Here is a 14823-nt window from a genome sequence, read left to right on the forward strand (position 1 = left end):
TTAAGATGATGACCCAATATCATATGGGAATTAATTTAGGGCATGAACGTTCAGTGGCGATCGCCCAAGATGGTGAAATTGTGGTGGCGATCGAGCAAGAACGTCTAGATAGACACAAATATAGCCCTGGGTATATGCTTCACGCTCCCGGTGTCGCAGCACAAATGCAACTTCCTAGCGAAGCCATCCGTTACTGTTTAGACACTTGCAATATTACTTTCAGTGACCTGACAACAATTACCGCAAATATGCCTGGTGCAGATTGCGCCCCTGATATTCTGCGCCGTGTACTACCCTCGGAAATTATAGGTAAGGTGATGCGAATTCCCAGCCATCATCTAGCCCATGCCTACTCTGCCTATTGGCCCTCTGGATTTGGTGAAGCGTTGATTTTGGCAGTGGATGCCACAGGTAGTACAACTTCTGACCATCGCACTGAATCCTACACTCTCTACGAGGGACGAGGACAAACAATTACCACACTCCATAGTGAGACAGTTGCAGCTCATCTGGCTCAACTTTCCACCCTGGGTTTTGTTTATGAATACATTACAGCTAAGGCTGGATTTTTAACCCCCGTTGGTGACAAAATTAAGCACGCAGAAGCAGGCAAGCTCATGGGTTTAGCTCCCTTTGGGGGAGAACAACCGAATTGGCATCGTTGGATTCAAACTGTGGAAGGCTCCTATAGCCTGAAAATGTCTGCCTATGATATCTTTTTGGAAGTAGCTGCCCTAGAAAAACTCTATGACACCCAAGAAGGTAAACCCTATCTACGTCCCTATCTGGTAGACCTAGCATATAAGGTACAGAAAGAGTTAGAACAGGCATTAGTACATATTGTTGGTTTAGCGAGTAAACACACTGGACTCAAGAAACTCTGCATTGCTGGTGGTGTTGGCTTAAATTCAGTTGCAAACTACGAACTGTTACAACAACTGCAACTAGATGACATTTTCATTTTCCCAGCCGCCGGTGATAGTGGTATTGCTGCCGGTTGTGCTCTGTGGGCATATAATACCGTGGGTGGTGGACAAAAACGAGTCACCCTCACTCAAGCAACCCTCGGTCGTAAATATGACGACAATCAAATATCTCAGGCAATTCAACACTTCCAAAACTCAATCATCGTTGAGGAATTGACACCAGAGGAAATAATTGCTCGCAGTGCGAAAGTTCTAGCACAGGGTAGTGTTGTAGCTCGCTTTGAAGGGGGTGCAGAGTATGGACCGCGAGCTTTGGGACATCGCTCAATTATCGCTGACCCAACCTTTAAACGGATGAAGGATATTTTAAATATGCGGGTGAAATTCCGCGAACCATTCCGTCCCTTTGCACCCGTCATTCCCCTAGAAGCAATTTCCCAGGTATTCGAGCAAGAAGTAGCAGCTCCTTTCATGCTACTTGTACCACCAATTAAGCCGGAATTCCGTGAACAACTGCCAGCCATTACCCATGTCGATGGTACTGGACGGGTACAAACAGTAACCGAGGAGGCAAACCCCTACTTTTATCGTCTGTGTTACAAGCTAGTAGAAGAACGCCAGGGACCCCCTGTATTGTTGAATACCAGCTTTAATGTGGCAGGACAACCAATAGTCGAAACTCCTTTAGAGGCGATCGCGACTTTCTTAGGCACAGACATCGATTATTTGGCGATCGAGAACGTCTGGATCTGCAAACGCAATGTTCCTATTCGCAGCTATGAAGACCATTTAGGGAAGGTGGGTGATGTGGTATTTCCCCATGGACTTAAGGAGGAAGCTCCAAATGTCACTCATTTAATGGCACAACTAGATAAGGCATTATTCTTCGGAGAAACTACTGGCTGTCCCTGGTCTCCAGAAGAATTACAGACACTCTCTGCCCAGGGCGCTCAATATAAAGAAACCAGTTTACTTTTCCCGGAAACCCCCTTTTATAGCCCTCTTCAAACAAAACTTTCAGATGATGTCATTTTACTTCTTGACCCTCTCAGTAAATCTACCCTAGTCGATCTGAAACAGCAAGTGCCCCCTGCAAGCTACACCTTTGCAGAAATTAAGCTGTTACTGGCTGTTTTGAATGCACCTAAAAGTTGCTTAGAACAAATGCGAATTGAGATGCGTCTGACTCAATTTGAGTTTATACAACAGATTGAATGGGCAAACCAACAACTTTCTAACTACAGATTAGAACCTACCTATCCCTACCTGAAATCCTTACCCCAAGATTCAGCCTTCCCCCCAACCTCAGAGCAAACCTTTGCACCTTTTGAGAATGAAAAATTCTCTGCTCGTCGCATCCTCCGCAACTTGTATGAATGTCTCCAGCAAGCAGGATACAACGAAGTTAATATTTGTCAGTTGCTGGGTGTTGCTTCCCAACAAGTCATAGAACCGACATACTTACGCTACTACGATCGCCACCAACTACCCCAATCCATCTTGGGAGACATGATTCGTCTGTTCCTGTTGCGTGGTGCATTGACCACAGCTAGACTACAAGAGATTTTTGGCGATGAGCTATTCTCATGGCTGTACCGTTTGGGTATGTTGATTCCCAGGGGCGAAAATTGGGCATCACGAGTTGATTTATTTGCCGTCGCCGGACTCTATCTCGCTACAGACCATCGCTATATGGTACTGCCAGAGGATGAGATTGATGAAGAAGCTGTAATGTATGTCGGTATGGATACTATGGGGTTAGTTCACACCGCACCCCAATATGCAGTCAGTCGGGTTTTGGATCTTTGCTGTGGCTGTGGTATTCAAGGTTTAGTTGCCAGTCGCTATGCTAGAGAAGTGGTAGGAGTTGATATTAATCCACGGGCTATTCGTTTTGCTCGATTCAACGCTGAATTAAATGGAGTATCCAATATTAAGTTCCATCTGGGTGATCTGTATAAAGCTGCTCCGGGATACTTCAATACCATTCTGGCGAATCCTCCCTTTGTTCCTAGCCCAAATCAGGAATGTCGCTTCCGAGACGGGGGATTGAGCGGTGAAGACGTTTTAGCTCGTATCATTAGTGAAAGCGCAGAGAACCTTGCACCCGATGGTAGACTTTTCATCGTCACCGACCTAGTAAATATCCAGGAGTATGAGTCTAAATTGGCACGCTGGTGGCAAGGAGGAGCCGCCCATAAGTTAGTACTGAGTACGGCTGATCGTAATGATATTCTCTTCTCTGTTCCCCATTGTCATACGGCTTTTAATCAAACCTTGGACGAGTATAATATTCAATTAGACCAGTGGTTAGACAACTTCCACTCCACAGGTTTAAAAGCGGTCAACTTTGGTTATATCCTCATCCATCGATTGGATCCTACTCAAAAAGGCTCCTATTATATCCGCACAATCCATAACCCTAGTCAGCCAATTCATCAGTATTTAGAAACATATTTCCAACAACGCAACCTGTTAGCAACACAGCAAATTGACGAGTATTTTTTAGTACTGTCTTCGGATTTGCAATTCAGAGTCGAGAGTAATCCCAGAACAGGAGAGCGGCAAATCGAGTTATTCTCTCCGAATAATCCCTATTTCACCACTTATCCTATCAGTGAGCAAATGTATCGTTTGCTGCAAGATATTAATCAATGTCAACCTAAATGGTCAACTTATGCAACACAATTAAATCAAGATTGGTTGTCTGAATTGATTTATAAAGGAATTCTGGAGTTAACTCTAGAAGTACCGGGTTTAAACTTGAATCGACGCATCAGCGATCCCCCTCCTGCTGAAGGATTAAAAATTGAAGAGTTAGAAACTAAAACAACTCCCACTTGCATCTCATCCTATTTGCGTTAGAGAATCGTTGATTCCATATAGTTCCCCGTTGTTTCTCAATGGGGAATTTATTGTGTTTATTGAATTTATAGCGATAGAAGGAACTGGCACTGCCAGATAGGTGATATTATATCCGGGTATTTAATTACAATATAAAGTGATACAAGTTGCGTTCTGTTGTGGTCGTTTCAGAGTAATGGGAGGTCGCAATGACAGTTATAGAGACTGCTACCTCTGACAGCAACTTAGTATGACCATGGTCTTTATTTTTCAGAATATTCGGTGTTATTTGTAAAAGTTTTCAAGGAAAGATGATATTAGGAAACTAACCAATCCCAATATTTACACTCAAATAATTTTTAAACTGTTCCCTGTGACCTTTCTCCTGCGATCGCATCCGTGATTAATTGCACATCTCTAGTGATGGAATTAGGAGTTTTAGCTTCTTCGTATGTCACCAAGTCAAACCAAAAAGTTGTACCCACACCAACTTCGCTGGCAATATGTACTCGACTATGGTGCTTATCTTCAATAATATTTCTCACAATGGATAGTCCTAACCCAGTTCCCTCTAGGGTATGAACACGGTTTTCCACACGGAAAAAGCGATCAAAAATTGCCTGTTGGTCTTCCGTTGCTATACCGATGCCAGTATCTGACACTTCCACTCGTACCTGTTTAGGAATATCCTCATTCACTGGTTCTGCTGATTTTACCAGATAAGCTCTTAAGGTAACTTTTCCACCCGCTTCAGTAAACTTGAGTGCATTCCCCAGCAGGTTTGCTAAGACTTGTAATAATAGGTCGTAATGACCAACCACTAAGGGTAAATTGATTTCGACTTCTTGAGCTAATTCAATTCCCTTATCTTTAGCATTTAACTGATAGGTACGTAATGTTTGCTCGATTGCCTGTCCTAAATCCACAGCATTTAAATGATAGCTACGACCAGATTCTAATTTAGATAAATCAAGGACATCGTTGACTAACCGTGTCAAACGGTCAGTTTCATGGTTTACTGTTTCTAAAAATTCTTTTCTCTCATCAATACTCAAATCTTCGCCGTATTCGTGTAAAGTCTCGATAAAAGATTTGATATTAAATAATGGTGTCCGCAATTCATGGGAGACATTACTAATAAATTGACTTTTCGCTTCGTTTAACTCCACCTCACGGGTGATATCTTGGACGGTGATTGCAATCCCGCGAATGCTTTCCTTTTGCTGGTTCACGACAGTTGTCAGCAGAATCCGAATGGTGCGTTTGACTGGTTGAATTAAGGGAATACGAAATTCGGCACTTTCACATTCTCCTGCTGCCATTTCGTATAGGGGACGGGTAATTTCTGTTTGTACCTGTGGAGGAAGATGATTTAAAACACTACTACCAACGACATCTTCTCCTTCCCAGGCAAAAATCCTTCTAGCTGTGGGGTTAACTAGTATCACCTGCATATTATCATCAATCAAGACTGCCCCATCAGCAATGGTAGAGACAAGGGTTTCTAATTTGGCTTTTTCGGCGGTTAATTCTTCAATATTTTGCTCTTCGTAACGTTCTAAACGTTCTGCCATTTCATTGAAACTGAAGATTAACTCCTTAAGTTCTCCACCAAAGGGTAAATCAATGCGTTGTTTGAAGTTACCTGTAGCTATTTGCTTGACACCAAGTAATAATTCTTTGATGGGTTTGGTAATTGTCAAAGCGTTGACGACTCCACCCAAAATAATCATCACCCAAATAGAAATAAATACAGCGATGGTGACATCACGGGTGAAATTAGAAGAGATAACGGCAGTTTGGTTGGGGTTGATACCGATCGCCAAGACTCCGAGGTATTTATTATCTACCTTTAAGGGAACAAACACATCGGTGACGACTCCATCAGGGGTCATGTGTTGCCGTACCATGGGTTTTTCAGCATCTGCTGCGTAGTCTTCGGGTAATTGGATGCGTCGCTTAATGGAGAGGGAGTTTTCTACCTCTGGTTCCCAAAAAGGAATACCAAAATATATTTTCCCATCTGTATCGGCATAGAGCATATAGCGCACACTGGATGTGCTGCTGTAGAAGCGTTGGGAAAATCGTGCCACTTCTGTCAAGTTTTCGTCTGCAATCAGGGGAGCTACATTTGCAGCTAATAGCAGACCTAAATCACGACCAAAGCGGGTATCGTTCAGTTGGGCATCCTGCTGAATTGTATTTACAGCCCAAAATGTCAAACCGCTCATGACCAAGGATACTACCAAGGTGACAGCAGCTAACAGTTTGGTTTGGAGGGTAAACTCTGACCACCAGTTGGCGATCGCTTCTCGAATTGTTTTCAAAAGACCTAGCATTTTAAAAAGTTAGTTGGTATTGGCAAAAACCCCAACAACTAAAAAAGTAACAGATAAAGGAGGGTTAAGGGTAATGAGTAAGGAGTAATGAGTGGGGAGTGGGGAGTGGGGAGTAGTGAGTAAGGAGTAAGGAGTAAAGAGTAATGGGTAGAGATGTGTTAGCGTGTCGCTCTGCAACTCAGTTTTCCCACAGGGAGCAAGAGGCTATATCGCGTCTGTACGGGAGTGGGGAATGGCTAACAGTAATCAATTCCCCCTGCACCGTTGTTTACCTTTCTCCTATCACCCTATACCCAATATCCCGGCGATAATAGATGTCCTCAAAATAGATATTTTGTATTCCAGTGTAGGCTTGTCCGAGAGCGGCGGCAAAATCTGCTCCGACTCCAGTAACATTGAGTACGCGACCGCCATCTGTTAACAAGTCTTCATCTTGCAATTGTGTGCCAGCATGAAAAACGACTGCTCCCTGGGCTTCTGCGTCGGCAATGCCGTGAATGACCTTACCTTTATCATAATGACCTGGATAGCCACCAGAGGAGGCGACAACGGTGGCTGCGGCTCCTGATTTCCAGCGAATGGGTACGGCGCTGAGGGTTCGTTGCACACAGGCAAGGAGTAAGTCCTCCAAGGGGGTATCTAGCATCGGTAGAATTACTTGGGTTTCAGGGTCACCAAAACGACAATTAAATTCTAGGACTTTGTAATCACCGTCAGGACTGACCATCAAGCCTGCATAGAGAACACCACGATAGTCAATACCTTGGGCTTTTAAAGCGGCGATCGCCCTGTCTAAAACCTCTGTTTGTACCCTTGCCATTAATTCCGGTGTGGCGATCGGTGCGGGAGCGTAAGCCCCCATTCCCCCGGTATTCTCCCCCGTATCCCCCTCGCCGATGCGTTTATGGTCTTGGGCGGGCAATAGGGGACAAATTGTCACCCCGTCCGTTAACGCCAAAACAGATACCTCCTGCCCCACCAGACATTCCTCTACGACGACAAACTTCGCCGCATCTAGACCAAACTGCCCCTGAAAAATGGCATCAATTGCCTCGACTGCTTGATTGAGGGAGGTGGCAACAGTTACGCCTTTCCCGGCAGCTAAACCATCAGCCTTAATCACAATTGGGGCTCCATGCTCCTTGACGTAGGATTTAGCCGCAGATGCCTGGGTAAATACCGTTGCGTGGGCTGTGGGAATTCCTGCTTCTTGCATAAGCGTTTTTGCCCAAGCTTTGCTAGCCTCAATTTGTGCCCCTACCCGTGTTGGTCCGAACACCATCAAACCTTGACTTTGTAAATAATCTGTAATCCCATTCGCCAGAGGAACCTCTGGTCCAACTACCACCAGAGAAATACCTTCTCTGTGAGCCAATTCTGCCATCGCGGGAAAGTCATTGACATTCAAGGGCACATTTTGGCAACGAGACAAAGTTGCTGTACCTCCATTTCCGGGTACACAAAATACCTGCTCGATGCGGGGAGATTGCAATAATTTCCAACAGATGGCGTGTTCCCGTCCACCGTTTCCTACTACTAAAACTTTCACTGGTTTCCTCTGGTCTTGGGATGCTAGCGGTTCCATATTGTTCACCAATTTTAGAGCGGATGCAAGTCCCTAATGCTAGGAGGTGCAATTAATCAGTGAAAATTATCCTACTTTCTCTCAAATCCATTGAGAATACGGTCGTGGAGTGGGGGAAAATATCGTTTGAGAAGATGCAGGATTTTTGCTGACCTATCGGGAAATACGTGGATTTTATTATCAATGATTCCTTGAATTGTGACTCTGATAATATCAGCTGGTTCGGTCACAATATTATCTGGTATGCCTTGAAAATCCTTGGCGAGGGTTCCGAATCGCTCTACATCCAGAATCGGAGTCCGGCTGAAAAAAGGATACACAGTCGTTACTTTAACATTGTATTGCTTAACATCATTCCACAGTCCTTCACTGAACCCGCGCAAACCAAACTTGCTTGCTGCATAGGGAGCCATTCCTGGAATTGCTGACCAACCTGCTAGGGAGGAAATATTTACAATATGTCCCTTTTGGCGAGCAATCATATCAGTCACAAATAGGGAACTTAAGCGCATTGGGGTCAGTAAATTTATCTGCATTAATCGCTCCCATTTTTCCACGGGTGTTTCATCGAAGCGACCGTATAAAGCGATGCCCGCATTGTTAATTAAAATGTCAAGGGGGATATCCAATGCTTTGACTTGATGATAGAGATTTTCGCAGCCCTGAGCCTGGGAAAGGTCAAGGGGTAAGCAAGCAAGGACTTTACCAGTTTTGACTTCCTGTTGAATCTCTGTCACCCGTTGGTGGAGAATCTCTTGATTTGTACCAGTGAGAATGAGTTGGCTACCTGCTTGTAATAGCTGTCGAGTCAGCTGTTGTCCGAAACCACCCGATGCACCGGTAATTAAAACTGTTGCTCCCTGTAGCTGAGTCAAGTCGCTTCGCTCCAATTCAAAATTCAAAATTCCAGATAATTAGTCCCGCATTTCTCACCCAGAGAGAAAAAAGAGGGGTGAATAGAAATATTTTGCTTATCAATAAATATATTGAGATATATCAAATTTGAGGTGATTTGAGGACTCGCAATAGTAGGAGTGACCAAGGGATATAAATATCTGGGATGAACTGAGCATATTTTCTCAGAAAGGGTATGCCTAGGGGTAGGAGAAAACGTAGCGATCGCAGTGAAACGGGACGGGTATTATTTTCATCGACTAAACCATATTTACGAGCTAATTCTGCCACAATTTGTACCTTTCCTGTACGCTGAATCAGATTGATTTCGGTGGCTAATTTGGCGATCGCGCGTCCGGTGAATAGGGGGGTTTCCCAGTTGTAGCGATCGCTGAAAAATGAACTTTGGGGATCGGTGGTGTTTTCTCGCTCTACTGCTGATGCTAATCGGGAAAATTGCTCTGTACCGACGATACCGGGCCAAATTGCCACGGAGGTAACATTGTATGGTTGTAACTCGACTGCCATATCTGCTGCTAGGCGATCGCACCCAGCTTTCCCGGTTCCATAGGCTGCTCCAAATATATAGTTCATCCCACCCCAGGAAGAAATGGTACAAATTAATCCTTGACGACGTTTGCTCATCATCCTGGCAGCAAATACACTGGCAATATAATGGCTACGTAGCCCCACATTGTTACAAGCATCCCACAAACTGGGGTCACAATCCCAAAAGGGTTGCCCTTGAATATCACTTAAGGCTCGAACTCCAGCGTAGGCATTATTGACTAGGATATCTAATTGTCCATCCTGTTCCTGTTGAATCTGCTCAAATAGTAAACTTACTTGGCGATCGTCACTGTGATCTACCTGTACAGGAATGCACACTCCACCCACTGCTTCTACTGCTAGTTTTGTCCCTGTCAAGCTTCCAGAAACATCATCACTAGCATCAGAGTCATCAAGTCTGCGCCCCGTAATATATACGGTTGCCCCTGCTTCACCTAATCCCACGGCAATACCCTTACCAATACCCCGTGTTGCACCTGTGACTAATACTACCTTTCCCTGAAGATATTTCATGACACCTGATTTTTACTTATGGACATCCGCCCGGATTATAATACGCAAACTTTGAGAGATTTTTCACTATTTCTACTATCTGGCTTTTGGGAAAATAGACATATCTCAGACTCAAGGTTTTAAAAAAAGCAAATAATGCTCCAAAAATATTTCCGTCAACCTACTGACCCTCAGTTATTGTACCTGTGAATTTGGAAATAATTATCTTTTTTTATCCCTATAAATACTGATTTTTCATGAAATATCAGTACCTAATCAGTATATTCCCTTGATACTTTGAGGATGCAAAATATTAATAAAAAACTGCGTAATTATCTGGCAATTCAGTAAGTATAAAGATTATGCTTATGAATATTGATTATAAAAAATCACTCATCAAACAAATATCATGGTTAAAGTTATTGTGACTGGGGCTGCGGGTTTTATCGGTTCTCATTTAGTAGATGCTTTATTAGCTCAAGGTCAAGACGTTATTGGTGTTGATGAACTTAATAACTACTATGAACCACAATTCAAACGGCAGAATATTGCCCATTTACAAAATCATCCCAATTTCCAATTAATTCAGGCTGATATTCAGTCACTGGATTGGCAAACCCTATTACAAGATGTGGAAGTTGTGTACCACCAAGCTGCCCAAGCTGGGGTGAGAGCAAGTTGGGGGGATGGTTTTCGTAGTTACACTGAGCGGAATATTAATGCTACGCAAATTCTCCTAGAAGCTGCCAAGGATGCGAAGCATTTACAACGATTTGTCTTCGCTTCTACTTCTAGTGTTTATGGTGATGCGGAAACTTTGCCTACCCACGAAGAAATTCCTCCCCAACCTGTTTCTCCCTATGGAATTACTAAGCTCGCGGCGGAAAGATTATGTGGACTGTATCACAAAAATTTTGGTGTGCCTTTTGTTGCCCTGCGTTATTTTACTGTGTATGGTCCGAGACAACGCCCGGATATGGCTTTTCACAAGTTCTTTAAGGCTGTTTTACAGGATGAGGCGATTCCTGTCTATGGTGATGGTGAGCAAACTAGAGATTTTACCTTTGTCAGTGATGCGGTAGCTGCAAATTTAGCGGCAGCGATCGCTCCGGAGGCTGTAGGACAAATATGTAACATCGGTGGCGGTAGTCGGGTGGTTCTCCGGGAAGTATTAAATACCATGGAGGAAATTGTTAACCGTCCCATCAAGAGAAATCATATCGAAAAAGCCATGGGGGATGCTCGTCACACAGCTGCTGATGTCTCGAAAGCACGGAAAATTCTCGGCTATCAACCCCAAGTTTCTTTGCGCGATGGTTTGAGCAAGGAATGGTTTTGGATTCAGTCTTTCTATGGTGACTCCGTGAAGCCAGCATGAGTTTAATCAAAAACTCTATGTAAATGTACGGATACAACCTAAATGATTTAGGCGGTGAATTTTGGCTATAAAAAGCCTGAAAATGCTTACCCTATAATAATTTTGCCCCCTAAATCGACAAGTATTTTTATCTGGTCATATAAAAATATTCAGGAATTGCAGGTATCTACTGTTCCAGTCATAAATCCGGCACTTATCCGGGGAACATCTCGACCTTTAAGTAGTCTAATGAGTAGGGACATTTCAAACCAGTACGATCTATGAGTCAATCGATTCCTGTATCCTGGTCAACGGTGGATGTGAGGGTTCCGGAAGCGCCGGTACAAGTTGACAAGCTAGCGAACCACGATCTAATTTTGCGTTGTCAAGAAGGACTACGTCCAGATCGTGTGGCATTTGCAGAGCTACTACGTCGTTATCAATCCCAAGTGGATCGGATTTTGTACCATTTAGCTCCAGACTGGGCTGACAGAGCTGATTTGGCTCAAGAAGTTTGGATTCGTGTATATCGGAATATCAACCGATTACAGGAACCTGTGAAATTTCGAGGATGGTTAAGCCGCATTGCTACCAACTTGTTTTATGACGAGTTACGGAAGCGGAAGCGGGTGGTGAGTCCTTTATCGCTAGATGCTCCCCGTGCGGTAGATGATGGCGAAATGGACTGGGAAATTGCTGGAGATACTCCAGGACCTGAGGAAGAACTGACTACCAGAGAATTTTACGACCAGTTACGTGAGGCGATCGCCGACCTACCCGAAGTATTCCGGACAACAATTGTTCTCCGAGAAATTGAGGGGATGGCATACGAAGAAATTGCCGAAATTACTGGTGTCTCTTTGGGTACTGTCAAATCCCGTATTGCTAGAGCTAGATCTAGATTGCAAAGCCAATTGCAAACCTATCTAGATGCCTAGGGATGGCAAAATTCTGTTTGTGAACATTTGCTGACAATTCTGCTCATCGCTGAACATGGAACAAACAGCTGACTATTAGCTGTCAACTCTTTTAATCATCTTGTTCACAAACTTTATAACCATTGGCGATCGCCATGAAGTTGAAATCAGTTTTTTGATTTTTGACTATGGCTCGAAGCAATAACTATGGTATCCCCATGTCTATATTTTTGTTATGGCAGCATTGCCATATATTTAGGAATTATTTTTAAAATTAAGCAGAGTCCTTCTGCTAGGAAAATTCCATATATCTCATACCTCCAGTTGTTTCGCGGTGTTTACCCGTGCGTAAATTGGTGTTAAAATGACTACTGACTATCAGTTTGAAGATCACTCCCACAAAAACAGCCATCCGGGTTTGTCTGATGAGGAGCTAATGCATACCAATGAATTAACGGGTGCGATGGATATGGTGAAGCGCGATCGCTTCGAGTTACTTAGTGCATACCTCGATGGTGAGGTGACTGCAACTGAACGCAAACAAGTACAAGAATGGTTGGATAATGATGAATCTGTCAAGCAGTTATATGCGAGGCTGTTGAGGCTGAGGCAAGGTGTACTTCATCTGCCAATTCCTCAATCTCAAGCAACAGAAGCCACCGTTCAACAAGTCATGGGACGTTTGCGTCGTCGTTCCCGCATGATTTGGATTTGTGGTGGGAGCGCGATCGCTGCGACTATCATTAGCGTCGTATCTGGTTTCCTACCCAACAATGAGTTAGGAACAGTGCAATTTGCTCAACAACGTCTGGAAAAAACTGAACAATCAGAACCGGAACCTGTTGTCGCTACGACACCTTTGAGAGTAGCACTCAATAGTCCTATCATTCCTATCCCTAAAGCTGCCAAGTCTCTACCTGAAAATTCAGAAAATAGCAGACAGCCTCAACAGCATACCATGGTGAAGGAAGTAAACTGATTAAAGCACAGAATAATTTAATATCTAGAGATAGAGGCAGGAGATTATCTTGTCTCTATTTCATTTTGAGAATTGAATTCTCACCATCTCTTCATCTATCCTTGATGAAAGTCAAGATAATTTTTACCCAATCATTACATAAATAGAGATAAAACTAAGAAAACGTCTCTGCAAATGTTGTGGCTCATTATATGAAATATATAGTGGGACAGCTACGATTTTTATTCATGAATAAACACCAAACCTCACCTCAAAAGCCTCAGAAATTAGCCTTGCGAGAAGCTTATTTATGGCTGTTTCTCAGTATTGTGATAATTATCATTGCAACCATCTATCCCTTCAACTTTTATTTACCCAATGACTTCTCTATCATCTCAACTCTGACGCACTTTGATAACAGCAGCTTTTTTAAAGACCAAGTTAATAACGTTTTGCTATTTATGCCTTTTGGTTTCAGTGTGGCTAAAGTATTCAAGCAAATTAGGATAAAACTGGTTTATCAGGTATTGTTAGTAATTATTACAAGTGGCATCTTATCATTATCAGTAGAATTTGTCCAGATTTTCTTACCATCAAGAATGCCAACCTTAATGGATATTGTAAATAATACAATTGGTGGGGCTGTAGGTTGGATATGCTTTGATATTTGGAAATCCCAGAGTTTTCTATATGGTTTAAAACGCATAGAAAATAGTCGATTGAGCCAATCCCTAAATAAATTAATCTTACTCTGTCTAGCATATATTGCTTTATCTTGTGTCATTGCATTTTTTTGGCAGAGTACAACAAATCTCAGCAATTGGAATTTGAATTATCCCTTAGCTCTGGGGAATGAAATAACGGGAAATAGAGCTTGGAATGGGTATATATCAGAGTTAGAAATTACAGATAAAGCTGTTTCGCAGTATGAAGTAGCAGAGGTATTTTCCCATCAGAAAAAAAAGAAAAATAATTCTCTAATAGCTACGTATAGCTTTACTAATAATCCAATCTATCAGGATAATAATATTCCTCCACTATTACCACAGGGAGCAGCAAGTAAAATTGTTGATGGTATGGGGATAGAGCTTAACTCCCAACAGTGGTTAAAAACAAATGCTGCGGTGACAAACCTTAATCAAAGAATACGTCGAACATCAGAATTTACGATTGATACTACCATTGCGACAGCTGCACTGAATCAAACTGGAGGAAAAAGGATTCTTTCCATTTCCCAGGATTCCCTGCATCGTAATTTATCTGTGTTACAGGAAGGAAACAATCTTGATCTGCGATTAAGAACACCAATTACTGGAGAAAACGGTTCTGATATTAAGTTGAGTGTTCCTGATGTTTTTGAAGATAGTTCTCCTCACCACATTATCGTTACTTATTCTAGGGCGACTGTGCGAGTTTATATAGATAGATTAAATCAGTCCTATGCGTTTAATTTATTAGAATTAATGCCTAGGGAACAGAAAACTTTTTATTATGTACAAACTTTTATTTTTCTAGGAATTTGTTTAGCACTGTTAATTACTTTGACAACACGGAGGTTGATATTTTATCGGTTATTACTGATTAGTGGAATATTATTACCTTCTTTGATTTTGGAAGGAGTCTTGGTGAGTCATTGTGATAAAGATATCAGCATCAAAAATTTGCTCATGGGTATAGTTCTGACTCTGGTGACAGTGCTGAGTATTAGGATACCAGCAGCAAATTTGTCTAGGATTCATAGCAATTAGTAATTAATTATTAATGCTTCCTTTGGGAGAACTGAGTTGCAACACGATACGCTGATGTGCAGCTAAATTGTATAAATGGACAATATTAAATTATTGTAGTGCGTGTAGGCTTGCCAACGTCTAATATACAAATTAAATACGCCACAGCTTACGCTTTCTCAAGTCTGGGAGCGAGACGCTCCCACTACACATT

Annotated in this window: 9 protein-coding genes; 5 read left to right on the top strand and 4 right to left on the bottom strand. The window is 42.6% G+C overall.

Annotated elements, in window-relative coordinates; genetic code table 11:
* The first annotated feature begins 5 nt into the window (after positions 1–5).
* Positions 6–3791, top strand: a complete 3786-nt coding sequence (locus tag IJ00_RS05650; RefSeq protein ID WP_035150854.1) for a carbamoyltransferase C-terminal domain-containing protein — start codon at positions 6–8, stop codon at positions 3789–3791.
* A gap of 338 nt (positions 3792–4129) precedes the next feature.
* Here the strand turns inward: IJ00_RS05650 and nblS are convergent, their stop codons facing one another.
* The 4 genes from nblS to IJ00_RS05670 form a co-directional block, all read right to left on the bottom strand.
* Positions 4130–6109: a two-component system sensor histidine kinase NblS gene (gene nblS / locus IJ00_RS05655; RefSeq protein WP_046814725.1), complete on the bottom strand. Its 1980-nt coding sequence runs from the start codon at positions 6107–6109 to the stop codon at positions 4130–4132.
* A gap of 268 nt (positions 6110–6377) precedes the next feature.
* A complete protein-coding gene (purD, locus tag IJ00_RS05660; protein WP_035158493.1) occupies positions 6378–7658 on the bottom strand; it encodes a phosphoribosylamine--glycine ligase in 1281 nt (426 codons plus the stop codon).
* 107 nt (positions 7659–7765) lie between these two features.
* A complete protein-coding gene (locus IJ00_RS05665; protein ID WP_035158495.1) occupies positions 7766–8569 on the bottom strand; it encodes an SDR family oxidoreductase in 804 nt (267 codons plus the stop codon).
* Positions 8570–8690: 121 nt separating this feature from the next.
* Positions 8691–9671 carry an SDR family NAD(P)-dependent oxidoreductase gene (locus IJ00_RS05670; RefSeq protein ID WP_035150858.1) on the bottom strand — a complete coding sequence of 327 codons (981 nt, stop codon included), beginning with the start codon at positions 9669–9671 and terminating at the stop codon, positions 8691–8693.
* Between the two features lie 388 nt (positions 9672–10059).
* Here IJ00_RS05670 and IJ00_RS05675 point away from each other — a divergent pair, with 388 nt between their 5' ends.
* The 4 genes from IJ00_RS05675 (at position 10060) to IJ00_RS05690 (ending at position 14630) form a co-directional block, all read left to right on the top strand.
* Complete coding sequence (locus tag IJ00_RS05675; RefSeq protein WP_035150860.1) at positions 10060–11028, top strand: NAD-dependent epimerase/dehydratase family protein; 969 nt, start codon at positions 10060–10062, stop codon at positions 11026–11028.
* A gap of 260 nt (positions 11029–11288) precedes the next feature.
* The gene (locus IJ00_RS05680) at positions 11289–11945 is read left to right on the top strand and encodes a sigma-70 family RNA polymerase sigma factor (protein ID WP_035150862.1); all 657 of its coding nucleotides are present in this window, start codon (positions 11289–11291) and stop codon (positions 11943–11945) included.
* Between the two features lie 343 nt (positions 11946–12288).
* A complete protein-coding gene (locus IJ00_RS05685) occupies positions 12289–12903 on the top strand; it encodes an anti-sigma factor (protein WP_035150864.1) in 615 nt (204 codons plus the stop codon).
* A gap of 227 nt (positions 12904–13130) precedes the next feature.
* A complete protein-coding gene (locus IJ00_RS05690) occupies positions 13131–14630 on the top strand; it encodes a VanZ family protein (protein ID WP_035150867.1) in 1500 nt (499 codons plus the stop codon).
* Positions 14631–14823: the final 193 nt, after the last annotated feature.

The organism is Calothrix sp. 336/3 (assembly GCF_000734895.2).
In the GTDB taxonomy this organism is placed as follows: domain Bacteria; phylum Cyanobacteriota; class Cyanobacteriia; order Cyanobacteriales; family Nostocaceae; genus 336-3.